This window comes from Pseudomonas fildesensis (genome assembly GCF_001050345.1).
GTDB lineage: Bacteria > Pseudomonadota > Gammaproteobacteria > Pseudomonadales > Pseudomonadaceae > Aquipseudomonas > Aquipseudomonas fildesensis.
Genome location: NZ_LFMW01000013.1, coordinates 64,262 through 86,242 on the forward strand (window position 1 = coordinate 64,262; position 21,981 = coordinate 86,242).

Annotated in this window: 23 protein-coding genes and 1 pseudogene; 11 read left to right on the forward strand and 13 right to left on the reverse strand. The window is 58.1% G+C overall.

All coding sequences use genetic code 11. The features are described from left to right. Nucleotides 1-27 precede the first annotated feature (27 nt). The 5 genes from ACR52_RS19865 to ACR52_RS19885 are packed head-to-tail and all read right to left on the reverse strand — an operon-like array spanning nt 28 to nt 4,176. Complete coding sequence (locus tag ACR52_RS19865; RefSeq protein WP_048728336.1) at nt 28-300, reverse strand: DUF2160 domain-containing protein; 273 nt, start codon at nt 298-300, stop codon at nt 28-30. Between the two features lie 10 nt (nt 301-310). Then, the gene (locus tag ACR52_RS19870) at nt 311-1,111 is read right to left on the reverse strand and encodes a carbohydrate ABC transporter permease (RefSeq protein WP_003232361.1); all 801 of its coding nucleotides are present in this window, start codon (nt 1,109-1,111) and stop codon (nt 311-313) included. A gap of 10 nt (nt 1,112-1,121) precedes the next feature. Next, the gene (locus ACR52_RS19875) at nt 1,122-1,988 is read right to left on the reverse strand and encodes a carbohydrate ABC transporter permease (protein ID WP_048728343.1); all 867 of its coding nucleotides are present in this window, start codon (nt 1,986-1,988) and stop codon (nt 1,122-1,124) included. Continuing rightward, nucleotides 1,985-3,082: an ABC transporter ATP-binding protein gene (locus ACR52_RS19880; RefSeq protein WP_048728347.1), complete on the reverse strand. Its 1,098-nt coding sequence runs from the start codon at nt 3,080-3,082 to the stop codon at nt 1,985-1,987. Before ACR52_RS19880 ends, ACR52_RS19875 begins: the two co-directional genes overlap by 4 nt. Further along, nucleotides 3,082-4,176 carry an ABC transporter ATP-binding protein gene (locus ACR52_RS19885; protein WP_048728350.1) on the reverse strand — a complete coding sequence of 365 codons (1,095 nt, stop codon included), beginning with the start codon at nt 4,174-4,176 and terminating at the stop codon, nt 3,082-3,084. The genes ACR52_RS19880 and ACR52_RS19885 overlap by 1 nt, the downstream gene beginning before the upstream one ends. 351 nt (nt 4,177-4,527) lie before the next feature. Between ACR52_RS19885 and ACR52_RS19890 the strand changes: the two genes are divergently transcribed. Continuing rightward, nucleotides 4,528-6,345 carry a sigma-54-dependent Fis family transcriptional regulator gene (locus ACR52_RS19890; RefSeq protein WP_048728352.1) on the forward strand — a complete coding sequence of 606 codons (1,818 nt, stop codon included), beginning with the start codon at nt 4,528-4,530 and terminating at the stop codon, nt 6,343-6,345. Between the two features lies 1 nt (nt 6,346). Here the strand turns inward: ACR52_RS19890 and ACR52_RS19895 are convergent, their stop codons facing one another. The 3 genes from ACR52_RS19895 to ACR52_RS19905 form a co-directional block, all read right to left on the reverse strand. After that, nucleotides 6,347-7,291, reverse strand: a complete 945-nt coding sequence (locus tag ACR52_RS19895) for a FecR family protein (protein ID WP_048728355.1) — start codon at nt 7,289-7,291, stop codon at nt 6,347-6,349. Then, nucleotides 7,288-7,830, reverse strand: a complete 543-nt coding sequence (locus ACR52_RS19900; protein WP_048728357.1) for a sigma-70 family RNA polymerase sigma factor — start codon at nt 7,828-7,830, stop codon at nt 7,288-7,290. Before ACR52_RS19900 ends, ACR52_RS19895 begins: the two co-directional genes overlap by 4 nt. Before the next feature lie 277 nt (nt 7,831-8,107). Then, on the reverse strand, nt 8,108-10,225 hold the full coding sequence (locus ACR52_RS19905; RefSeq protein ID WP_048728360.1) for a TonB-dependent receptor family protein: 2,118 nt from the start codon (nt 10,223-10,225) through the stop codon (nt 8,108-8,110). 247 nt (nt 10,226-10,472) lie between these two features. Here ACR52_RS19905 and ACR52_RS30960 point away from each other — a divergent pair, with 247 nt between their 5' ends. Together ACR52_RS30960 and ACR52_RS31325 are read left to right on the forward strand one after the other, a co-directional pair. Beyond that, on the forward strand, nt 10,473-10,631 hold the full coding sequence (locus ACR52_RS30960; RefSeq protein WP_173439300.1) for a hypothetical protein: 159 nt from the start codon (nt 10,473-10,475) through the stop codon (nt 10,629-10,631). A 65-nt stretch (nt 10,632-10,696) separates the two neighbouring features. Further along, nucleotides 10,697-10,792 (forward strand): annotated as a pseudogene (locus ACR52_RS31325) (helix-turn-helix domain-containing protein); the annotation flags it as partial. A gap of 323 nt (nt 10,793-11,115) precedes the next feature. Here the strand turns inward: ACR52_RS31325 and ACR52_RS31330 are convergent. The 3 genes from ACR52_RS31330 to ACR52_RS19920 form a co-directional block, all read right to left on the reverse strand. Continuing rightward, the gene (locus tag ACR52_RS31330; RefSeq protein ID WP_048728361.1) at nt 11,116-11,385 is read right to left on the reverse strand and encodes a hypothetical protein; all 270 of its coding nucleotides are present in this window, start codon (nt 11,383-11,385) and stop codon (nt 11,116-11,118) included. A gap of 289 nt (nt 11,386-11,674) precedes the next feature. After that, nucleotides 11,675-12,424: a hypothetical protein gene (locus ACR52_RS19915; RefSeq protein WP_048728364.1), complete on the reverse strand. Its 750-nt coding sequence runs from the start codon at nt 12,422-12,424 to the stop codon at nt 11,675-11,677. Nucleotides 12,425-12,612: 188 nt separating this feature from the next. Further along, on the reverse strand, nt 12,613-12,807 hold the full coding sequence (locus tag ACR52_RS19920) for a hypothetical protein (RefSeq protein ID WP_048728369.1): 195 nt from the start codon (nt 12,805-12,807) through the stop codon (nt 12,613-12,615). 203 nt (nt 12,808-13,010) lie between these two features. On the opposite strand from ACR52_RS19920, the gene ACR52_RS19925 reads away from it, so the two are divergent. After that, complete coding sequence (locus tag ACR52_RS19925) at nt 13,011-13,436, forward strand: glycine zipper domain-containing protein (RefSeq protein ID WP_048728373.1); 426 nt, start codon at nt 13,011-13,013, stop codon at nt 13,434-13,436. Nucleotides 13,437-13,911: 475 nt separating this feature from the next. Here the strand turns inward: ACR52_RS19925 and ACR52_RS19930 are convergent, their stop codons facing one another. Beyond that, entirely contained in the window at nt 13,912-14,229 is a 318-nt protein-coding gene (locus tag ACR52_RS19930) for a hypothetical protein (protein WP_048728376.1), read from the reverse strand. Nucleotides 14,230-14,575: 346 nt separating this feature from the next. Here ACR52_RS19930 and ACR52_RS30790 point away from each other — a divergent pair, with 346 nt between their 5' ends. Next, on the forward strand, nt 14,576-14,740 hold the full coding sequence (locus tag ACR52_RS30790) for a hypothetical protein (protein ID WP_161799310.1): 165 nt from the start codon (nt 14,576-14,578) through the stop codon (nt 14,738-14,740). Nucleotides 14,741-15,474: 734 nt separating this feature from the next. Next, nucleotides 15,475-15,789 (forward strand): hypothetical protein, encoded by a 315-nt coding sequence (locus tag ACR52_RS19935; protein ID WP_048728380.1) that lies wholly within the window; start codon nt 15,475-15,477, stop codon nt 15,787-15,789. Nucleotides 15,790-16,081: 292 nt separating this feature from the next. Here the strand turns inward: ACR52_RS19935 and ACR52_RS19940 are convergent, their stop codons facing one another. After that, nucleotides 16,082-16,825, reverse strand: coding sequence for a GntR family transcriptional regulator (locus tag ACR52_RS19940; RefSeq protein WP_048728384.1), 744 nt, complete (start codon nt 16,823-16,825; stop codon nt 16,082-16,084). A gap of 115 nt (nt 16,826-16,940) precedes the next feature. Between ACR52_RS19940 and rraA the strand changes: the two genes are divergently transcribed. Genes rraA through ACR52_RS19965 form a run of 5 tightly spaced genes read left to right on the forward strand, consistent with a single transcriptional unit; the run spans nt 16,941 to nt 21,851 of the window. Beyond that, nucleotides 16,941-17,474, forward strand: a complete 534-nt coding sequence (gene rraA / locus ACR52_RS19945) for a ribonuclease E activity regulator RraA (protein WP_053221251.1) — start codon at nt 16,941-16,943, stop codon at nt 17,472-17,474. A 42-nt stretch (nt 17,475-17,516) separates the two neighbouring features. Beyond that, nucleotides 17,517-18,347, forward strand: a complete 831-nt coding sequence (locus tag ACR52_RS19950) for an alpha/beta fold hydrolase (protein WP_048728387.1) — start codon at nt 17,517-17,519, stop codon at nt 18,345-18,347. Between the two features lie 25 nt (nt 18,348-18,372). Beyond that, complete coding sequence (locus ACR52_RS19955; RefSeq protein WP_236692167.1) at nt 18,373-19,260, forward strand: amidohydrolase family protein; 888 nt, start codon at nt 18,373-18,375, stop codon at nt 19,258-19,260. Beyond that, entirely contained in the window at nt 19,257-20,570 is a 1,314-nt protein-coding gene (locus tag ACR52_RS19960; protein WP_048728392.1) for an MFS transporter, read from the forward strand. The genes ACR52_RS19955 and ACR52_RS19960 overlap by 4 nt, the downstream gene beginning before the upstream one ends. A gap of 30 nt (nt 20,571-20,600) precedes the next feature. Then, complete coding sequence (locus ACR52_RS19965; RefSeq protein WP_082143188.1) at nt 20,601-21,851, forward strand: PrpF domain-containing protein; 1,251 nt, start codon at nt 20,601-20,603, stop codon at nt 21,849-21,851. Nucleotides 21,852-21,981: the final 130 nt, after the last annotated feature.

The following is a 21,981-nucleotide window of genomic DNA, read 5'->3' on the forward strand; positions in this document are numbered from 1 at the left end:
ACAGGCTCGCACCTGCAGAGTGCATGCCTAGCCCCAACGCATCACACACAACAGCCATACCAGGGAGAGCGCGGACGCCACCCAGATGCTCCAGCCGGTTACGCCGATCACCAACAGGTGCAGGTAGGCGCTTCCGAGAAGACCGATAAACAAGCGATCACCACGGGTGGTGCTGATCGGCAGAAAACCGCGCCGAGGGATGCTCGGTGAGCGCAATTCCCAAGTGGTCATGCCCGCCAGAATCAGGGCGATGCCACCAAAGAACAGCGCAGTGGGGGTGGTCCAGGCCATCCATTCCATCATCGACTCCTCAGACCCGGCCCAGGGCAAAGCCCTTGGCCACGTGGTTGCGAACAAACCAGATCACCAGCATGCCCGGCAGGATGGTCAACACCCCCGCCGCTGCCAGCACGCCCCAATCGATACCCGACGCCGACACCGTTCGCGTCATCACCGCCGCGATAGGCTTGGCGTTGACCGAGGTCAGCGTGCGCGCCAGCAACAGCTCGACCCAGGAAAACATGAAGCAGAAAAACGCCGTCACGCCGATACCCGAGCCAATCAACGGGATAAAAATTTTCACGAAGAACTTGGGGAAAGAGTAGCCGTCGATGTAGGCGGTTTCGTCGATTTCCTTCGGCACCCCGGACATGAAGCCCTCGAGAATCCACACCGCCAGCGGCACGTTGAACAGGCAGTGCGCCAGTGCCACGGCGATGTGCGTATCGAACAGGCCAATGGACGAATACAGCTGGAAGAATGGCAGCAGGAACACCGCCGGCGGCGCCATGCGGTTGGTCAGCAGCCAGAAGAACAGGTGCTTGTCACCGAGGAAACGGTAGCGCGAAAACGCGTAGGCCGCCGGCAACGCCACACTCAGGGAAATCACCGTGTTCAGGCTCACGTAGTACAGCGAGTTGAGGTAGCCGGTGTACCAACTCGGGTCGGTGAAGATCACCTTGTAGTTGGCCAGCGTGAAGTCCTGCGGAAACAGCGTCAGCCCGCCGAGGATTTCGGTGTTGCTCTTGAAGGACATGTTCAGCAGCCAGTAGATCGGCACCAGCAGGAACAGGATGTAGATCAGCAGCGGTATAAGCTTGCGTTTACTCATGTTGGCGGCCTCAGCGGTTGGCGTCGGAGTGGGTCATGGCGGTGTAGAACAGCCAGGACACCAACAGGATGATCAGGAAGTACACCAGCGAAAACGCCGCCGCCGGGCCCAGGTCGAATTGGCCGACAGCCATCTGGGTCAGCGTCTGACTGAGGAAGGTGGTGGCGTTACCCGGTCCACCGCCGGTCAGCACAAAGGGCTCGGTGTAGATCATGAAACTGTCCATGAAGCGCAGCATCACGGCGATCAGCAGCACGCTCTTCATCTTCGGCAACTGGATGTGTCGGAATACCGCCCACGCTGATGCGCGATCGATACGCGCAGCCTGGTAGTACACATCCGGAATGGCACGCAGCCCGGAGTAGCACAACAGCGCCACGAGTGAAGTCCAGTGCCACACGTCCATCACCAGCACGGTGACCCAGGCGTCCATGGTGTTGGCCGCATAGTTGTAGTTGATGCCCATAGCGTTGAGCGTCGAGCCGAGCAGGCCGATATCGGCGCGGCCGAAGATTTGCCAGATGGTGCCCACCACGTTCCACGGAATCAGCAGCGGAATGGCAAGGATGATCAACACCAGCGACGACCAGCGGCCTTTGGTCGGCATAGTCAGGGCGATGCCGATGCCCAACGGGATTTCGATCAACAGCACGCACGCCGAATAGATGAACTGGCGCAGCAGCGAGTCATGCAGGCGCGGGTCGAGCAGCACCTGCTTGTACCAGTCGGCGCCAACGAAGTAGCGGCTGGACTGGTCGAAGATGTCCTGCACCGAGTAGTTGACCACCGTCATCATCGGGATCACCGCACTGAACGCCACCAGCAGGAACACTGGCAACACCAGCCACCAGGCCTTGTTGTTCTGCACCTTGTTCATGGCAGCACCTCCAGCAGGTAATCGTCGGCGTAGACCATCAGCCATTGCGCGGGGAAGCTGATGGACGCGTTGCCTTCGGGCACGGGCTTGTCTTCGGCCAGGCGCACTTTCAGGGTTGCGCCGTCGAGGTTGAGGGTCATGATTTTGTAGGTGCCGAGGTCTTCGAGGTGTGTGACATCGGCCTGCAGGGCGTCAGGGTTGGGCTCATCCCACACGTGAATAAACTCCGGGCGGATGCCCACCTGCAATTTCTTGTAGTCCGTATCGGCAAGGCGCTGCTGCAATGCTTCGGACAAGGCCAGGTGGGTGCCGGCAAAACGCACCCCACCCGCCTCGGCCTGCACTTCGATCAGATTCATCCCTGGGCTGCCGATGAAATAGCCGACAAACGTGTGGCTCGGCCGCTCGAACAACTCGCGCGGCGTACCGAACTGCACGATCTGCCCGCCGTACATCACCGCGATCTTGTCGGCGAAGGTCGAGGCCTCCAACTGGTCGTGGGTGACATAAACCATGGTGATATTGAACTGCTCGTGGATCTGCTTGAGCTTGCGCCGCAGTTTCCATTTGAGGTGCGGGTCGATCACCGTCAGCGGTTCGTCAAACAGGATCGCCGACACGTCGTCGCGCACCAGGCCACGGCCCATGGAGACTTTCTGCTTTTCATCGGCGGTAAGGTTGCGCGCTTTTTTGCCGAGCAGGTTTTGCAGGTCGAGGACCTCGGCAATTTCCTGCACCTTGCTGTGAATTTTCGCCTCGGCCATGCCCTGGTTACGCAGCGGGAAGGCCAGGTTGTCGAACACCGTCATGGTGTCGTACACCACCGGGAACTGGAACACCTGGGCGATGTTGCGTTTTTCCGGCGTGAGGTCGTTGACCACTTTGGCGTCGAACAACACCTGGCCTTCCGAGGGGCTGAGCAGCCCGGAAATGATATTGAGCAGGGTCGACTTGCCGCAGCCTGACGGGCCAAGCAAAGCGTAGGCGCCGCCCTGCTCCCACACGTGGTTCATTTCCCGGATCGCGTAGTCCTCGGGACCTGCCGGCGTAGGGCTGTAGCTGTGCGCCAGGTTCTGCAAATGGATCTCGGCCATCAGGCAACCCTCGCGATACGGCGGCCGGGGGCCTGGACCAAGCGGCCCTGCCCATCGAACACAAACAATTTATGGGTGGGGATATACACGCGGATCGGCGCGTCGACGTCGTACTCGTGCACCCCCGGCAGGTGCAGCACCAACAGGAAGTGTTCGCTGCGCACATGCAGGAAGGTTTCCGAGCCGCTGATCTCGGCCACTTCCACGGTCACGGCCAGTTCCAGGTCGTCGTCATTGCTGGGCACCAGGCTGATATGGCTGGGGCGCACGCCGAAGCGAAACTCGCCCTCGCCGATGGGGCGCAGGTCGACATTCAGCGGGAAGTGCACGAAGTTGGCGAAGCTCACTTCGTTACCGCTGATGCGCCCTGGCATCAGGTTGATCGGCGGCTCGGAAAACAGCTCGGCAGCCAATACGGTCTGCGGCTGATGGTAGACCTCGGCGGCCTTGCCGCTCTGGATCACCCGGCCTTCGTGAAGGATGGTGGTGGTACCGCCCAGGGCCAGTGCCTCGTTGGGTTCGGTGGTGGCGTAGATGGCGATGGTATGGCGCGCGGCGAACAGCTCGCGCATTTCCTGACGCAGCTCTTCGCGCAGTTTGTAGTCCAGGTTCACCAATGGCTCATCAAACAGGATCAGTTCGGCGTCTTTCACCAGCGCTCGGGCCATGGCCGTGCGTTGCTGCTGGCCACCGGACAGCTCCAGCGGATGGCGCTGGAGGAATTTCTCAATACGCAACATCTTGGCGGTTTCCAGCACCTTGCTCTGGATCAGCTCGTTGGACACGCCCGCCTGGCGCAACGGCGAGGCGATGTTTTCAAACACGGTCATGGTCGGGTAGTTGATGAACTGCTGATACACCATCGATACGTTGCGCAGGCGTACCGGCTTTTGGGTGACATCCACGCCGTTCATCAGGATGCGGCCAGTGTTCGGCTTGTCGAGGCCGGCGATCAGGCGCATCAGGCTGGTCTTGCCGGACAGGGTGCGGCCGAGCAGGACGTTGAAGGAACCGGCTTCGAATCGCAGGTTGGCATCGTCGATCCAGGTCTGGCCTTCGACGACGCGGGAGACATGTTCCAGGGTCAATGACATGACACGCCCTTTTTATTATTGGAATGAATCTGGTCATTCGTCAGAGCGAGTTTCGTGCCAAAACCGGCAGGTGATTGATCTGCAAGGAAATGGGTTAAATGCGATGTTCAGGAGTGAACAGAAATGAACAGGCCGGGTTGAACAACTGAACAGCCACGGGGTTGACAATGAACAGTTATGAACAACACTGAGTAGGCTTTTCACCCCGCCACGCCCCATGTAGGAGCCGGCTTGCCGGCGATAGCAGTCTGGAGGACGATGCAGTTCTTCAGGGCCTCATCGTCGGCAAGCCGGCTCCTACAGGGATGTGCTCCGGGGTCATAACAACAATAAAAAACAGAAGGTCGCACCATGGCCGAACCCTTGGCTCACGACACCCTCATCCAGGACTCCTGGCGCCGTTGCCGCGCGTTTGGCCTGGATCACCAGAGCACGCCCAGCTTCGACCAGCTTCCCGCCGAGGGCATCAGCCAGTTGCTGGAGAGCCAGCATTCACTGGTGCAGACCACTCACCAGGAAGTGCTGCCCTACTACGAGAACATTCTCAGCAATTCCAACTGCCTGATCATGCTGGCCGACAGCCATGGCCAGGTCCTGACGTCGTGGGGCACCCAGCGTTTTATCGAGCCGAAGCTGGCACGTGGTTTCAGCGCCGGCGCCAGCTGGATGGAGCGTTCCAGCGGCACCAATGCCATCGGCACGGCGCTGGCCTGTGCCCAGGCGGTGCATATCGAACATGACGAACACTTCCTCAAGGCCAACCGCTTCATGACCGGCTCGGCAGCGCCGATCTTCGACGCCCAGCGCGAAATCATCGCGGTGCTGGATGTGTCCAGCGACAGCTACCTGCCGCCCTCCCACACCCTGGGCATGGTCAAGATGATGAGCCAGACGGTGGAAAACCGGCTGATCCTCAACCTGTTTCGCGGCGAGCATTTCCAGCTGACCTTCAACACCGGCCTGAGCAACCTCGACAGCCAGTGGGCGGGCCTGCTGATCTTTGATGAAAGCGGCCAAGTGTTGTCGGCCAACCGCCGTGCCGACAACCTGCTGGGCATCAGCCTGTCGCGAGTGATGATCGACAGTTTGTTCAAGGTGTCGCTGCTGGAGCTGCTCAATCAGCCGGAGGGATTGCCATTTTCCTTGCAGGCGGCCGGACGCAATCGATTCCAATGCTTGTTGAAGCGCCCCCGGCAGATACCAGTGCAAGCCAGGGTGTTCACCGAAACCGCGCCGCCCAAACCCGCCTCGATTGGCCTCAAGACCCTGCATTTTGGCGATGTGCGCGTGGAAAAAGCCGTGCGCCAGGCCGAGCGTCTGCTGGAAAAAGACATTCCACTGTTGATCCACGGTGAAACCGGCGTGGGCAAAGAGGTGTTTGTCAAAGCCCTGCACCAGGCCAGTTCCCGCAGCCAGCAGGCGTTTATCGCAGTGAACTGTGCGGCGATTCCGGCCGAACTGGTGGAATCGGAGCTGTTCGGCTACGAAAAAGGCGCCTTCACCGGCGCCAATCAGAAAGGCAGTATCGGCCTGATCCGCAAGGCCGATAAAGGCACGCTGTTTCTCGATGAAATCGGTGACATGCCGCTGCCGACCCAGGCCCGCCTGTTGCGGGTGTTGCAGGAGCGCTGCGTGCAACCGGTGGGCAGCAGCGAGCTATTCCCGGTGGATTTGCGCATCATCTCGGCGACCAACCGGGCGCTAAGGGAACTGGTGCAGGCCGGGCGTTTCCGTGAGGATTTGTACTACCGCATCGGCGGCCTGACCCTGGAGCTCCCGCCGTTGCGCGAGCGTACTGACAAGCAAGCGCTGTTCCAGCAATTGTGGCAGCAGCACCGCGAGCCGACCCAATGGGCCGGGCTCAGCGCCGAGGTGCTGGGGTTGTTCGAGCAACACCCGTGGCCAGGTAATTTGCGTCAGGTAAGCAGTGTGTTGCAGGTCGCATTGGCCATGGCGGAGGAACAGCCGATCCGTCCGGAGCATCTGCCGGACGATTTTTTTGTGGATTTGAAGGTGACGCCGCCGTTGCCCACCGGTGAATTTCTGGATGGCAGCATCGACCTGACGCAGCGTTTGAAGGCGGCAGGCGGGAATATTTCCCACCTGGCGCGGGAGCTGGGGGTGAGCCGCAACACCCTGTATAAACGACTGCGCCAGAACGAAGGCTGAGCTAGCGCGGTTTGACCACCACCAGCAAATCGGTGAAATACTCCACCCGGATCGGCAGGTTATCCGCCAGCGCCGCCAGCGCCGCTGCCGTGTCATCCAGCTTGAACACACCGGACACCCGAAGGTTTTGCAGGGCCTGGGGATCGAAGCGCACCAGCCCATGACGATAACTGGCCAAGGTCTGCAGCACGTCGCTCAACGGCTGGTCGTTGACCTTGAGCAGGCCGCGAGTCCAGGCGTCCGGGTCGGCGTTGGCGATGGTTTGCGGGGCCTGGGCGCGGCCATGGTCGAGGATCGAACGCTGGCCGGCCGTGACTTTCACGCCGTCTGCGCCCTCGCCTTTGACCGCCACGGTGGACTCGATCACCGTCACCACCGTCGAGCCATCCGCCGCACGCTTGACCAGGTAACGCGTGCCCAGCGCCGTCGCGGTGCCCTGGTCGGTCCGCACCACGAACGGCCGTTGCGCGTCCTTGGCCACGTCCACCCACAGTTCGCCCTGCAGCAGTTCGATCACGCGCTGGTGGCCGTCGAATTTAACGTCCACCGCCGAGTTGCTGTTGAGCTGTAACTGGCTGCCGTCTTCGAGGGCGATCTGGCGACGTTCGCCCACGCCGGTGCGCTGGTCGGCCATCCACACCGGCAGGTGGTCCAGGCCCATCCAGCCGCACAGCAAGACGCCGAGTACACCGAGCATTTGGGTACTGCGCGCCGCCAATCGTGAACGCTGCGGTGCGAAGGCCCGGTTCAAGGCGATACGTGCCGGTTGCGCGGGCAAGGTGTCGAGGCTGCCCCACAACGCGCGCATGCGGTCGATGGCTACCGCGTGGCGAGGATCGGTCTGGCACCAGGTATTGAAGGCGTGGCGGTCGATGTCGCTGATGTCTTCGTCGTGCAGGCGCGTCAGCCAATTCGCCGCTTGCTGAATGATCTGTTCGGAGCTCATGACAGCGGGTCTGCCGCGTGCAGGCTGTGGTAGCAGTGCACCAACGCGCTGGAAATGTAGTTTTTGACGCTGCTGGCGGACACGTCCAGGCGCGTGGCAATCTCGTTGTACGTAAGCCCATCGAGGCGACTCAACAGGAAGGCTTCGCGGGCCTTGGCGGGTAAACCCGCGAGCATCTCGGCGATGCGCTCCAGGGCTTGCAGCGCCACGTGGATCTCGGCCGGGTCGGGCATGCCGGCGTCTTCGCACTGGATTACCAGGGCTTCCATGTAGGCCCTTTCGATACGCCGCCGACGGGCGCCATCGATCAGCAACCGCCCCGCCGTGGTTGCGAGAAAGGCGCGGGGTTCCTTGATGTTTTGCGGTTCGGCCAGCATCAGCACGCGGATGAAGGCGTCGTGGGCCAGGTCGGCGGCATGCTGGGAACACCCGAGCTTTTTGCGCAGCCACCCGTGCAACCAGCCGTGGTGCTCGCTGTACATTGCCGTAAGGGTCTGCTGACGGGCTGAGTCGCCCAGCGAGGCCGGAATGTCATGCATGCGCAAAAACTTCTCAAATGGGAAATATTACCAATTGCGCAAACAATGCCAGTAAATCGAAACGGGAGCAAGGGCCTCACAGGTTTGCACAATCCTGTGGTGAGGGAGCTTGTCGTATCGCCGCACCGTCCCGTTGGGCCGCAAAGCGTCCCCAAACCAGCGCCGCAGGTGTACCTGGCGAACCGCGTTCATCCTATTGGGCCTGCTTCGCCCCCCAACGCGGGCAAGCCCGCTCGCCACAAGGGGTCGGTTGGCTCCAACCTTTAGGCTCGTCAGCTCAACGCCAACTCCACGACACGCCGGTGTAGATGCCACGCCCATCGGCGGGCGTGGAGCGGGCGACGTCCAGGCCCTTGTCGTCGTAACCCGGCGTGACAGTGTTGGCATAGCGACGGTTGGTGAGGTTGCGCAGGTCGACCCAGGCTTGCCAGTCCTGCTTGGGCGCGTCGTAGCCGAAGGTAGCGCCGAGTAGGGTATAGGCGGCGGCATAGTAGGAATTGGCATAGTCCACCGCCACGCGTGAAGAATGCTCGGTGTTGAGGCTGGTGTAGAAACCGGTCGGGTGGCTGTAGCGCAGTTGCGCCTGGTAGTAGTGCTTGGGGATACCCGGCAAGGTGTTGTCGCCGAAACGATCATCGTCGCGGTAGTGGAAATCACTGAAAGTGTAGGCCTGGCGCAGGGCCAGCTTACCGGTGCGGCCGCCGTCCCAGAGTGGGCTGAGCAGGCTCAGTTCCACGCCTTGATGCACGGTGGGGCTCGCGTTTGATTCGGCGACGATTGCATTGCTGGACGACGTTTGGGCCAGGGTTTCGACGGTGAGCAACTCGTGACGCACTTCGGAGCGGTACAGCGCCAGGTCCCACTGGCCGAACCATTCCTCGCCACGGCCGCCGATTTCCAGGGTGGTGGCGGTCTGGTTTTTCAGGCTCACGCCTTCACGCTGTAGACCGGTGGCCGGGCCGCTGCCGGTTGGGAAATATTTGTTGGAACCCCAGATCATCGACCACGCATGTGGCGGCTCGACCGAGCGGCTCAGGTTGCCGTACACCTGCAACTGCGGGTTGAAGTCATAGCGCAGGCCAATGCGCGGCGCGTAGTCCCAGTCATGTTGACTGAGCGGCGCCTGGCCTTCGGGATAGGTGACCTGGGTTTCGCGGCGGGTGTAGATCGCGGCGAGGCCGGTCGTCAGCCACAGGTCCGGGACCAGTTCCAGGTCGTTGCCGATATGCAGCACAGTGTCGGAACCGAGGTAGGTGTAGTCGCGGGTCTTGGTGCCGGGCGCGTAGATGGCGGTGTTATTCGCAGGCGTACGTACATATTCCGACGCGCCGTTGTTGGGCATCGCTTGTGTCGTACGCAAACCGAGGGTGGTTTTGCTGTCATGCCCGAACAACGTGTCCTGGCGGATGTAATTCAACGTGCCGCTGATATCGGTGTAAGCGACTTTCAGGCGGTTGGTGCCTTCGCGCAGGTCCATGGGGTAATCGTGATAGGCCAGGCCGACCTCGACACGGGAGCTGTCATCCAACTGCAACGTGGTCTTGTTGGCGATCCACGTAGAGCCCGGCTGCAGGCGCTTGGAGTCTCGGGCGACGTTGACGCTGTTGGCGGCACGCGGATCGTGGCTGATCTGGTAACGCGTGAGTTTGCCCGGTGTGTCGTTGGTGGTTTCGCGGTACCGGAAGTAAAAGCGCGTTTCCAGTTCCGGGTTGAAGCGATAGCCGAAGTTGGCCGCAATGCCCTTGCCCGTGCCGGCGCTCTGGTGCTGGTAACCATCGGACTCCGAGTCGGTGAGGCTGATGTAATAGTCAGCATCCCCCAGCACCTGGCCCGAACTGATCTCGCGCTGGGCGTATCCACGACTGCCCGCTTCGTAGCGCACCTGCAACTTCGGCGCGTCGTAGCCGGTGTGCGTGACGTAGTTGACCGCGCCGCCCAGCGCCAGCGCGCCCTGATCAAACCCGTTGGCGCCGCGCAGCACTTCAACCCGGCTCTGCCACAACGGGTCCTTGAGTTCATAGGGCGTGCCGCCGGGGCCGGTGAGCGGCAGGCCGTCGAACATTTCATAAAGCCCCGACGCATGGGAGCCCGGGCTGCGGTTCAGGCCCGAGCCACGAATCGAGAGCTTCACCCCTTCGTTATTCGCCGCCTTGGCGTACACACCGGCCTGGTACTTGAACACATCCTCATTGGTGCTCACCCGCCCCTGCTGGACGCTGTTCATGTCAATGAAGTTGGTGCCACCGGGTACACTCTTGAGCTGCGCCTGGGCCACTTCGCCGGCGCTGGCTTCAGCCGTGGTGACTTCGACCGGTGCCAATTGCAATGCTTCGGCTTGCACCCATGAACTGAGCGTCAGCGCGGCAAACAGGAACGGAGGGGGTCGCAGCAGCATGGGCAGGTCCTTGAAATTCGGGAGCGTGAAAGGCCGAGCCCACCACGCGAACAGGGATGGGAAGACAGGCATGTCCGCCAGGTCACGCTTTATTAACGGACCAGACCCTTCCCACAACAGTGTCGGACCGGTTTTATCTTTTAAGTCCAAAATCGAATTAACACATGCAAACTCAGTATTTATAGAAATAACCGACACGCATTACTGTGGAGCCACTGAGTCACCCACGCACCACGAGACCGTCCCCATGCAAACATCCGCCACCGTCATCGACTTCACCCTCCACCGCAAACGCCGCCAGGCGCGGGCAGCGGCCGAGTTGATGTGGGCGATGTACGCCGCGCGTGCCGGGTTGTCGGTGTTTACCACGCACGCCTCGACGTCCAGCGAAACTCGCCGGGCGTAAAGCCGATGAATTTTTTGCATGTGATTCCCGAACCACCTGAACCCCTGCCCAAACCCGGTACCGACGGTGCGTTCGTTAGCCGGGCGATGTTTCCCTACGACACGGCGCGCCAGTCCGAGTTTTACGAGATCCGCTTGCGCACCCTCGGTGAAGAAGTCTCCTAAGGACACGGCCCGGGCATCCAGGAAAACCAGGCGACTGACCGTAATGCCAGTCAGTTAAGGGGGCGCACTGTACTTGTGGCGAGGGAGATGCCAGATAACGGCGCAAGACGGTGGCAGAGCGGCAGAACTGGATGTTCGGGGACACGCTTAGGCGATCAAAACAGCTACGCACGCTGCAATGACAACCAGATAGACGTTATCGCGTCGACGCTATCCATTGATGAGTCGAAAGCGCTGCAATGGATATTCGATTGAGGAATTGGCACCATTCTTAAGGAAATAAACGATCTAACCACCCTTGAAATAGCGCCGCCTTTTCCTCAATCGGCAGCTCGCTCCAATGCCCGCAGCAGTTCATCCGCCTCTGAATCCGCGGGAAACCTGAAACCATACATTTCGTCAGTGGCCAGAATCTCGCTGAGGGACTCACGCAACTGAGCCTCTGTCGGCGAGTCGCGCAGCAATTTGTGCGCTGGCAATAACAGCTCGGCAGAGACACCCTGAATACTCGCAGCATGGATCACAGCAAACAGGATAAACCGCAGCCGAATTTCGCGATCAGTGGGCCAAACCGTTTTTCGCTTACCCAAGGGAGGGCCTCATAGCTAGGAAAAATCCGAGGCTATTGCCGACCGGGGGTCGTTTCAAGCGGCGAAACGCAAGATAGGCCATTTCCTACAGATGAAACGGAAACAGCGCACTGCCCTGCCTATTCAGGCAGCGCGCCCTCGAGTCGCCTGCCAGCCAATCAGCGAACCGCCAGTCACCCACACCGCGCCTTGCCAGAATTGCGCTGTGAGGTGAGCACCCCGCCACACCGCCCCACGATCAGCTAAAACCAGGAAGTGGTACGCACTCGCGGCCGCCCCAGCAACACAATCACTGCACCGGCAGGAAATTCATCAACAACAGGCTTTGCGCGTAATTAAGACCAATGCGTCGGTAGCGCTCATCGAGCAACTGGGTCAGCAGATCGAGCCGCGCGACGATCTTGCCGAACTCGACGGCGAAACTCAGGTTGCTGCCCTCCTCCGATATCTCGTTGGAAAACAACAGCAGCACCCCATTGGCATCCTGGCGCTGGCTGAGCAGCCAGGTGGCCTTCTCGATGTTACGCGCAGCATTGCTGACAAACTGAGGGTTGATCGAGTCGGAGATATAAAACTGGGTGCGCCCACCGTGGGCGGTCACCAGCATGCTGCCGATCGCGTAGATAAAGGCTCCCACACGGTCGCCGCGAAACTCCGGGCTCAAGGAGTAACTGAGTGCCACCAAATCACGCCGGTCGCCCAGGGCGGGCAAGGGTTGACGATTTTCGATCGCCAGACGAATTTCCCGCGCAGCGCTCACCGCGTCCAGGTATCCCGACTGACGCCACTGGTTGGGGTTGCGCAGGTAGAGCTTGTTCATCAGCAAATACAGGCTTTGCAGGTTGTCGCGCATGCCCAGGGTCGCCATGCGATCGACGCTGGTCTGAAAGAACTCATCCGGTTTGCCGTTGCTGAACTGCCGGGCGATATCGCGTCCTTGTTGTTGGCTGCAAGCGGTGGCGCAGAGCATCAAAACGGCCGCCAGCAGCAGCGGCTGGCGTATCCGTCGAGTGGCAAAAAGAACGAGTTTGCGATCCATCGGCACCTTGTCTGGTTTTTCTGTCCACACGGGAAATGAGTGGGGTCAGGACAGACATAGATCGAGAGAATGAAAAAAAGTGCGATGAGCAAGCCCATTCTTACATTTCAACGGGCGGTGGTTTTCGTCTCCTTGACCCACTGAATCGCGTCGGCGACCGCTTCAGTCGCGCTCTGAAAGGTGACGTCTTAACGCTTTTCGTGAGCGTCAGTCGGCCAGGCATTGAAAAAAATGATGACCCCGGGAATCATGACGTAGACCCATTGAGAGCTTGGGTACACAATCAGACCGACGACCCACACCATAAGTAAGGCGCCGCCTGTACGACGACGGCGCTTAGGCGTGAACCACTCCAGGAACGCTTCAAGCTTTTTACTGGCCATTACCAATCTCCTTGTTTGATAAGCGGTGAAGCATAGGAAACAGGGGTCAGCCCCTGAGGACGCCTAACTGCACGCGGCACACCTTGTTACAACCATTGGCATCCCGGCGAAGCCCGCGCAGAACTTCGAGCTTTCGTTCCAATCCTAATGCTAAGCGCACTTCAACCGTGATCCGCTGTAGACAACCCATAGAGGTTTAAAAAATGAAAATATCACTGCCTGCCCTGGCTTTGGGTGTCCTGATTTCGCAAGGAGCGATGGCCGCCGGAGATGGCACAGCCGCTCTTGGCGGTGGCGTTGGTGGTGCACTGGGCAACATCGTGGGCCAACAGCTGGGGGGATCAACTGGCGCAGCGGTAGGCGCAGGCTTGGGTGGCGCCGCAGGTGGCGCAGTTGGCGCTCAAAGAGGCAATAGAGCAGAAGCCGCGATAGGTGGCGGGGTTGGTTCTGCTGGCGGCTCGCTCATAGGCAATCGCCTTGGTGGCACAACCGGTTCGACTATCGGCGCAGGGCTCGGTGGTGCCGCTGGTGGTGCGCTAGGCAATAACCTAGCGGATGACGAAAGCGGTCATCGGTCAGACGGCAAGAAGCATAAAGGCAACAACAAGCACAAGAACAAGCGCCATTGATGAGTTGATGCCATTGAAATCGAAAACCCGCTAATGTGCGCAATGCTGTTCACTTAAGCGCAGCAGCCTTGCGATTAACCGAATACCTGCTTTTTGACATCTTCACCGCCCTGGGCCTTGCTGGCCTGGGGCGTTTTGTTATGAAGAGTACTGTGATCGACAGCCCCCTCACATCAGATAGCGCAGTGTCGATGCTGGCACCATTCTATCTAGCAGAACTGGATCATGGAAATGGCTATATATGGCGCTCGTACAGCGGCGTCAGCATCAACGGTGTCCCAGGTTCTTTTGCACTTTGTTTTTATGCAGGTCGCTTGACGGAGGCCCATGTAGGCTTATCTATATCGAACGAGGCGACCAATAATGTGTGGCCTTCGCATGAGTCAGTTGAGCGGGACGTCGGCGTTCTCCGACGCTCGTTGATGCAACTGCGGTGAGCTGACCCAGCGTTTGATTGCTGGGCCAGAGGGCTAAGTTAAAGCAATACAGTGGAAAGCATTCCCAAGGCTCCCAAGACGAACCCAATGAGTGCGCCTCGTCCTGGTGCTTCATGAAACAGAGACCAGACCACTACGGGCTCAAGAAGCAACAAAGAAGTGACTGAGACCACGGTGACGATCCAGATATCACCAACAGCAACGTACCCCAGCCAATAGGCGCCCAGAAGACAAAGTCCTGCAAAACACATAAGCACAACGGGAAGTATGAAACCTTCCCATGAGCCGTTCCCTGTTTGGGCAAGCTTGGCGGTTACCACCTCACTGTAGATTGCACAAAACTCACCGATCACCATCAACCCTAGAGCAGAAACTCCGAGTAGTTCTTTGGACATATCAAAAACTCCTTCGTATTCAGAGCAATATTTTTCAGCTCCCAGCTAGCGATGCCGCTGCCCAAAAGCTTGTTGCAGTGATACGAAGCAGCCTTGAACAGGCCTGAATTACCGAAGTGCTTTTCCATGCTCATGTCCTTCAAAGGGTGTGAGTCTCAGCACCAAACAAGGTGCTCGCTCCGATCATACGTTCCGTTAACCATTCTGAACAACCAGCGCCAACGACAGCCTGTCGTTAGCCGCCAAATTCCCTCGTACTCCCAGCACCGGACCGTATCCTTGCAGGCGAGAAACAGTGAGCGAAGTAATGCGTTGGAAGTTGAAGGGTTTCATCCCAGGGGTCGAAAGCGAGAGCAAGGCTGTGTTCCAACCGGTAGTGGTTCTCGCTGAAGACTACGACAACGCCACTCGCCTCTTCCTGCATGCTGCTAAACGCTGCGTTGCTGCCGAACGCCGAGAGAATGAACTGTGATCGCAGCGGATGAGCGGGTGGGCACCGCTACGTCGCTGATCCAGCGGAGCAAACCAACACCAGCGGCAAAACCCATTGTGTGCATGACGGCATATGCCACGTCTGTGATGAGACTTGCGCAGAGGCCCAGGCGCGGACTGGTTCGATCAAGCGACCCGCACAGCCCTATGGCGAGCCCTAGTCCGACATAATCTCAACGTCTTCCGGAAAGATGAGCGCTCCATACCAACCGTGCCCGGCCGTAAGAGCAGATATCGGAGCAAGTAACAGTGCCGCCAATAACAAGGCTCTCTTCAATCCGCCGAGTCTGCTGACCATTACCCTTGAGGACTTCCAAAACGCATTGGAGCAGTTCACTCATCTGTCTAAGTCAAAGCCAGACAACCATTGAGATGCCCCCTCAAACCTCCGATAACCTAGCTTACGTTGCATCCTTTTTTATCGCTGTTAGGCCCGTCGATTGCTTTTCACTAGGAGATCACGAAACCCCGACTATCACTGCAGCACCCGAAGAGTGATATGGGGACGCCGCCTTGAAAGACGCAGAAACTCGCGCAGACTCGAGCACCCAGAGGCGATCCGCTAAAGGAACTGAACAACGTCTTCAGCGGATCAACTACATTGTGCAGTTGTTATGGCAAAGGCGAGCCTGCCTGCATGAGCTAATGGCGCGACATGAAAGAAAAGAAGTATGTGTTGGTGCCTGTCAGTCGTGGAAAATAAGGAAACTCTTAATGTGGCTCAAACCTGTTGCACTTGCATTCATGCTGCTACCGCTCGTCACGGCCTGTTTTGCCAAGCCGTTTCAGCCACCCACGGATGAAGTGGAACTCTGGAAGAAGCCTGGTGAGGACGAGCGGCAGGTGCTCTCCTCGATGTTGGCGTGCGGTTCAACGAATCGCTACGGCATTGACCCCAAGGCCACGCTCGAGCAGAGAGCAGAACGCTTCGAGTGTATGAAGCGCGCAGGCTACACCCGCAGTGACGGCTTCGATCTCTGTGCACTGGACACTAGGCATGAGCTGAACGCATGTGCGTCGGCACGTTGAGGCGACAACACATCGCCCGCCAACGAGGGATCGGCATTGGATCCCTGATGCGATAGAGATCACCTCGCCCGCTTTCAAGGCATGTTGGACATACATCCTCCAGCCGTCACCTGGGCGGTATCAGGTATGCCGGGTCTCAAAACTGGTGGTTGGTCTAAGCGATGTCCGTTCTTAATGAAATCTGACTTCCGCACCGACGATGCCGCTGATGCAGCCCATAAATTGGTGTTGAAAAAGATTTATTGCATGTGGAAGGTTTTTTATTTGCCGTTGCTCGCTAACAAATCCTGAACTACTTGATCTCCACCGTGTAATGAAATCTGTCGGCAGGTATATACGACAGTCTCCATTCGACAGGTGCGCCAACATGATCGTGCATCGTTCTTTCGATCTGGATTGCCATCGTCCCCTGAGCGAGTTGGAAGAGTTTGGCATCCTGGTAGGTCAGTGGCTGTGCGGTGAGATCGTCGACCGCGCGGGCCACGAGTACATCGCATTCGGATTCGTACACGGGGTACAGCAAGACCGGAGAGTTAGATTCAAGATACGCAGACAACTTCTCAAATTTCGGTAACGGCAGCCAGATATGCTCCACCAGCACAATTTCCCCGCCGAAAGATCTGCATCGATGCATGTAGAGCGCGGTTTGCCCAGGCGCGAGCCGTAATTGCTGCGCAGCTTTTTCTGGAGGGGGCAGGATTTTTGTCGCGAGGATTTGGGCGGTGGGCAATTCGTTTCCTTTTGTCCCCCTGAATCGCACGAAGCGCAGCATCGAGGAACGTTCGAAAGAACGCGACACAAACGTTCCCAGCCCTCGGATACGCTCGACCAAACCGTCCTGCACTAACGCGTCAAGCACCTTCCGCATTGTGCTTACCGAAACTGAATACTCTGCGGCGAGTTTGTCTTCTGAAGGCAACGCTATGCCAGTCGCCCAAGTCCTCTGATTGATTCTTTGCGCCAGGTCGTCGCGGATCTGCACGTAGCGGGGCAGGCGGCTATCCGGCTTTTGGCTAGAAGCGTGATCAGAAACCATTTCACTAATCCTTGAGTTTAAGCGTGGCGCGGTAAATAGGGAGAGCACATTACCAGACGTTGACAGGCCGCTCAATAAATCTATACTTCTGTACAGAACTACCTAGGAGATACTTATGACGACCTGCTCAAGCCGCGTTTCAACGGCGGATCTGTGCGATCTCTACTGGGATTCCATCGGGCCCAACATCCAGCAAGCTTTTCCGGGCCTTGTCTCCCTGGGCGGCAAACGCACCTGCGCTGGCCGTGCCATGACAGTCACATGCGTCGACGACAACGTGCTGATCCGGGAACTGGTGTCTTCCCCAGGCAATGGCCAGGTGCTTGTGATCGATGGAGGGGCATCTGCAAACCGTGCCCTGCTGGGTGACGTCCAGACGGCCAAGGCAATGAACAACGGTTGGGCTGGGCTAGTGATCAATGGCTATGTAAGGGACCGAGAGCTCCTAGCCTTACTGCCTTTCGCGGTGTTCGCGTTAGGGACCGTACCCCTCAGGCCTCTGAAGACAGGTGCGGGGCATCTCGGCGGCGCCGTCAGTTTCCTGAATATAACCATCGCGCAGGGCGACTGGGTCTATGTGGATAGCGACGGTCTGATCGTTTCCAAGCGCGCACTCGAACTCCCGGCAGAAGCACTGACAGAACAATAAAAGCGTTTCTAGGCGTTAGCTGGAAGTGCGACAAGGAAAGATATGAACTTAAACTCCGAAATAGATAACCCTCTGCTCTTCGTGCACACCCAAGATGGATGCCGGTTGGCCGTCAGACGTTTGAAACATGCCGCTGATACTGCCCCCACAGTCGTGTTGATTCATGCTTTGGCTATGGACTCTCAGATGTGGACTGACACTGTCCGAGCATTACAAACGCAGGCCAATGTCTACGCTGTCGACTGTCGTGGTCATGGTCAATCTGACAAGCCAGTGGGGCCTTACGATATCGCTCGCTTCAGCGAGGACATGTGCAGCGTCCTTGACCACCTGAAGGTAGATCGGGCCGTGGTGGTGGGCTGTTCCATGGGTGGCACCATAGCCTTGGGAATGGCTGGTCGATACCCGGAGCGAGTGGCTGGCCTAGTCGCCATCGACACCACAGCCCGCTACGGCGACGGAGCTCTCTCGAAATGGTCAGACCGAGGCGAGCAAGCGTTGCGCGACGGGATGGCCTCGCTGGCAGATTTTCAGTGTGAGCGCTGGTTCAGTGCGCAATACCGCCAACTTCATCCACAGGTGGTCAGTCGAGCGCTCGACGTCTTCCTGGCCAATGACACCATGGCCTACCACCAGGCATGCCTGATGTTGGGCAAAGCCGACGAAAGGAGGCTGCTGCCCCGCTATAAAGGGCCTGCGCGGATCGTCGTCGGAGAGGATGACTACGCCACTCCGATTTCTATGGCGATGGACATTCAGCGGCTGCTGCCGAATTCAGTGCTCCAGGTCATCCCTGAAGCGAGGCACTACACACCCATCGAAACGCCGGGATCTGTGGCTGCGAACATCGACTCTATTTTGGCATCGCTGTAACCCGGTATCACTGAAGGATTCGACAATGACAATAAAAAGAAGAAGTTTTTTGATGGGGTCGGCTGCCGCACTTGCGTGCATTCCGCTGCGCGATCTGTTCGCAGCTGGGGAAACTTCATACGAGCCCGTATTCGATGCACACTTTCATTTGTTCGACCCTGCTTACCCGATAGACGCTAATGGTGGGTACACGCCACCTACGTTTTCCCAGGCTGATTACCAGCGGCTTGCGACCCCATTAGGGATTTGCTCGGGCGTTTTGGTCGGCAGCTCGTTCCAAGGCTACCGGCAGGATTGGTTATGCGACGCACTCACCAAGCTGGGAACTGAATGGGTCGGAATCACCCAATTGCCTATGGACGTTTCGGACGCGGAAATCCTTAGGCTTGCGAAGTTTGGGGTTCGCGGCATTCGCTTCAATATTTATCGTGGTGATGAAATTTCGATGGATCAACTGGTGGCGCTCTCCCAGCGAGCATTCGATCTTGCAGGATGGCATCCAGAAGTCTATCTGGATGCTTCCCAAATACGAGCGCATGTGCCGCAGCTGAGTCATCTGCGTGGCCTAGTTATTGATCATCTCGGTATGACCGAAGCGGGCTTGCCTGTGCTATTGGATCTGGTTGACGCCGGTGCCAAGGTCAAGGCTTCAGGATTTGGGAGGGTCGATCTGGATGTGCCTCGCGCACTCGAACGTATTGCCCGGCGCAGCCCTGACGCTTTGATGTTCGGGTCGGATATGCCGTCCACACGCACCAAGCGGCCATTCCAGGCTACCGATATAGAACTTATCAAATCTATCCTGGGGCAAGAGTTGGCGCGTAAGGCGCTTTGGAGTAACGGGCGCAGTCTTTATCGCTTGCCGGTTACCGATCAAGTCAAACTGACCACGCGCGGAGATGGTGCCCTATGAACACGTCGATTGAGAAACGCACCATCAAGAAAGTTGGATTGCGGCTGATTCCGCTGATGCTGGTTTGTTACCTGGTCAATTATCTAGACCGTATTAACGTGGGTTTCGCTGCATTACACATGAACGAAGATGTTGGAATCACTGCAACAGTATTCGGATGGGGAGCAGGACTGTTCTTCATCAGTTACTTTCTCTGTGAAGTGCCCAGCAATATGGCCCTTCATCGGGTAGGAGCACGTCGCTGGATTGCCAGAATCATGATTACCTGGGGGATCGTTTCTACCTGCTTTGCCTTTGTTCAGGGGCCAATATCATTCATGGCTTTGCGATTCTTGCTGGGAATCGCCGAAGCGGGCTTTTTTCCCGGTATGGTGCTCTACATAAGCTATTGGTTTCCGCAGGAGTATCGCGGGCGATTGACAGCATTGTTCATGACCGCGATTCCCCTGTCTGCTCTTATTGGCGCGCCGCTGTCTGGTTTTTTGCTCGAAACCGCCAGTTTCTGGAGTATCGCCAGCTGGAAGTGGATGTTCATCATCGAAGGCATTCCAGCGATCATTTTGGGCGTAGTGGTGCTGGTGTATCTCACCGACAGGCCGTCTGAAGCCAAGTGGCTCACTCCAGAGGAAAAGGATTGGCTGATTTCCAAGCTCTCCGTGGAAAAAACGGGCGGTCATCTCTCCAGCTTCAAGGACGCCTTCAAAAGCCTGAACGTGATGCTCATGGGTGTTATTCATTTGGGATTCGCCGTCGGCTCCTATGGGATTGCGATTTGGCTGCCGCAGATCCTCAAAGGGCACGGCTTGAGCAGTTTCCACATCGGACTGATGTCGATGATCCCTTACGGTGTCGCGATTATAGGAATGATCGCTTGGGGCGCTTTATCCGATAAAAGCCCTAACCGTTCCCTCCATGTGGCTGCCAGCTGCTTGCTGGGTGCGATAGGCCTGTTGATAGCTGCAGCTGTGCCCACACTGTCCGGAGCCATGGTGGGCATTTCAATCAGCACCTTGGGTGTGATTGCAGCGCGACCGATATTCTGGACTTTACCGGGCAGCTTTCTCACCGGCTCAGCGGCGGCGGCGGGTATAGCGTTCATCAATGCGTTTGGCAATCTCGGCGGATTCATAGGGCCTTACGTAATTGGTCTTATTAAAGACCAAACTGGTTCCTTTACCCTGGGTATCGTGGCTACATCCTTGCCATTGGCGTTAAGCGTCGTTGCAGCATTGGTTCTGGCCAAACGCCTGGCGCCACTCAGAGACGGCGCTGCGACCAATACTTCTGAATCCGTGCAGAAGCCTAGTTAAGGGCTGCCTCAATGATGTGTGGAGTTGTCGATGTTCAAATCACCTATGTTTCCCGTCTCCCAGAATGGCTTTAGCGCTCGGATGCATGCTGGCGTGATGGAGTTGCCAGTGCATTACATGAGAGGTGGTACTTCGACGGGGGTGGTGATTTGGGAGCCCTTGCTACCCAGTGATGCGAGGCTGCGAGGAGAGTTACTGCGCCATCTCATGGGAGTACCTCTTGCTGGAAGTCAGCAGGGTAATCGGCAGATAACCGGTCTGGGCCGGGGCCCTGCTACCAGCAATAAAGTGTTTTTGGCACGGATGGAGTACACGCCTTCGGGGCCTCAGATCGTCAGTACGCTTGCCCAACTGGCCAGTGATCATAGCGACATAGACTGGAGCGTGAACTGCGGCAACATGTCTTCCGCGTTGCCGCTCTGGGCTATCGACATGGGCTTGATCGAAGTGCCTGCGGCTGAGAGCTTCGACATCGAAATCAAGAACACCAACACGGGCGTTCTTACTGTCGCACGGATGTCCCAGGATTCCCGGGGCGGATTTGTGAATGCTGAAATTCCAGGGGTTACCGGCGCGTTTCCCCGCGTCGATCTTTTCTTGCAGTCACCGGTAGGCAACAAGACCGGCGCTCTTTTACCTACAGGCAACGTCCTGGACACAGTCGCCGGGCACAATGTTTCGTGTGTGGACGTGGCTGTGCCCATGGTAATTGCCGATGCCGCCAGCTTTGGCAAAACAGGCCACGAAGCCATTTCAGAACTCGAAGCCGACGCTGTGTTCATGGCGAAGCTAAGGCAAGTCTGGATTGAGGCGGGTTTGAAGATGCAGCTTCGGCGTCGCGACGGCGAGCTCATGAGCCTGGCCGAACTCGAACGAAGTGAAACCATTCCCAAAGTGTGCATCGTCGGCGCACCCCGTCACGGCGGGCACATTGCAGTCCGGTATTTCACGCCCCAGACGGGGCACGCTTCGATGGCCGTCTCTGGCGGCTGCTGTCTCGCAGCCGCATGCCTGCTAGCGGGAAGCACCGCCCATGCGGTGGCCGTGGGTCTGAAAAGCGCATCAGCGACGTACTCGGATGTGGAGGTGAGTATCGAGAATCCGGCTGGCAAGTTGGACACCACGGTCAGTGTCAAGGCTCATGCCGATAGCATAGACATTCGCGCCGCTGCTTACCGACGCAATACCCAAATCTTGATGCGCGGCCATGTCCCCCTTTATCGAGCGTCAGCGCAATTGATCGAAGCGATGGAGAGAGCGGCGAAATCGGTGATCGATTGAGCGTCATCTTCGAGTGTTTTGAGTCAGCACGCGACCGACGCATTATTGTAGGAGGTGACCTAGCGTGAGCCCTAATGGCTGCTTTTGGCTGATAGCTGCCTGTCATGAATGATTCCACCAGGCCAGCAGC

Bases quoted from the DNA above. Each gene is read 5' to 3' on its own strand.
- ACR52_RS30960 (WP_173439300.1), top strand. From the start codon at position 10,473: ATGCAAACATCCGCCACCGTCATCGACTTCACCCTCCACCGCAAACGC.
- ACR52_RS19915 (WP_048728364.1), bottom strand. From the start codon at position 12,424: ATGGATCGCAAACTCGTTCTTTTTGCCACTCGACGGATACGCCAGCCG.
- ACR52_RS19905 (WP_048728360.1), bottom strand. From the start codon at position 10,225: ATGCTGCTGCGACCCCCTCCGTTCCTGTTTGCCGCGCTGACGCTCAGT.
- ACR52_RS30790 (WP_161799310.1), top strand. From the start codon at position 14,576: ATGCGTTGGAAGTTGAAGGGTTTCATCCCAGGGGTCGAAAGCGAGAGC.
- ACR52_RS19955 (WP_236692167.1), top strand. From the start codon at position 18,373: ATGACAATAAAAAGAAGAAGTTTTTTGATGGGGTCGGCTGCCGCACTT.
- ACR52_RS19965 (WP_082143188.1), top strand. From the start codon at position 20,601: ATGTTCAAATCACCTATGTTTCCCGTCTCCCAGAATGGCTTTAGCGCT.
- rraA (WP_053221251.1), top strand. From the start codon at position 16,941: ATGACGACCTGCTCAAGCCGCGTTTCAACGGCGGATCTGTGCGATCTC.
- ACR52_RS19895 (WP_048728355.1), bottom strand. From the start codon at position 7,291: ATGAGCTCCGAACAGATCATTCAGCAAGCGGCGAATTGGCTGACGCGC.
- ACR52_RS19885 (WP_048728350.1), bottom strand. From the start codon at position 4,176: ATGTCATTGACCCTGGAACATGTCTCCCGCGTCGTCGAAGGCCAGACC.
- ACR52_RS19930 (WP_048728376.1), bottom strand. From the start codon at position 14,229: ATGGTGATCGGTGAGTTTTGTGCAATCTACAGTGAGGTGGTAACCGCC.
- ACR52_RS19865 (WP_048728336.1), bottom strand. From the start codon at position 300: ATGGAATGGATGGCCTGGACCACCCCCACTGCGCTGTTCTTTGGTGGC.
- ACR52_RS19925 (WP_048728373.1), top strand. From the start codon at position 13,011: ATGAAAATATCACTGCCTGCCCTGGCTTTGGGTGTCCTGATTTCGCAA.
- ACR52_RS19950 (WP_048728387.1), top strand. From the start codon at position 17,517: ATGAACTTAAACTCCGAAATAGATAACCCTCTGCTCTTCGTGCACACC.
- ACR52_RS19935 (WP_048728380.1), top strand. From the start codon at position 15,475: ATGTGGCTCAAACCTGTTGCACTTGCATTCATGCTGCTACCGCTCGTC.
- ACR52_RS19960 (WP_048728392.1), top strand. From the start codon at position 19,257: ATGAACACGTCGATTGAGAAACGCACCATCAAGAAAGTTGGATTGCGG.
- ACR52_RS19900 (WP_048728357.1), bottom strand. From the start codon at position 7,830: ATGCATGACATTCCGGCCTCGCTGGGCGACTCAGCCCGTCAGCAGACC.
- ACR52_RS19870 (WP_003232361.1), bottom strand. From the start codon at position 1,111: ATGAGTAAACGCAAGCTTATACCGCTGCTGATCTACATCCTGTTCCTG.
- ACR52_RS19940 (WP_048728384.1), bottom strand. From the start codon at position 16,825: ATGGTTTCTGATCACGCTTCTAGCCAAAAGCCGGATAGCCGCCTGCCC.
- ACR52_RS19880 (WP_048728347.1), bottom strand. From the start codon at position 3,082: ATGGCCGAGATCCATTTGCAGAACCTGGCGCACAGCTACAGCCCTACG.
- ACR52_RS19920 (WP_048728369.1), bottom strand. From the start codon at position 12,807: ATGGCCAGTAAAAAGCTTGAAGCGTTCCTGGAGTGGTTCACGCCTAAG.
- ACR52_RS19890 (WP_048728352.1), top strand. From the start codon at position 4,528: ATGGCCGAACCCTTGGCTCACGACACCCTCATCCAGGACTCCTGGCGC.
- ACR52_RS19875 (WP_048728343.1), bottom strand. From the start codon at position 1,988: ATGAACAAGGTGCAGAACAACAAGGCCTGGTGGCTGGTGTTGCCAGTG.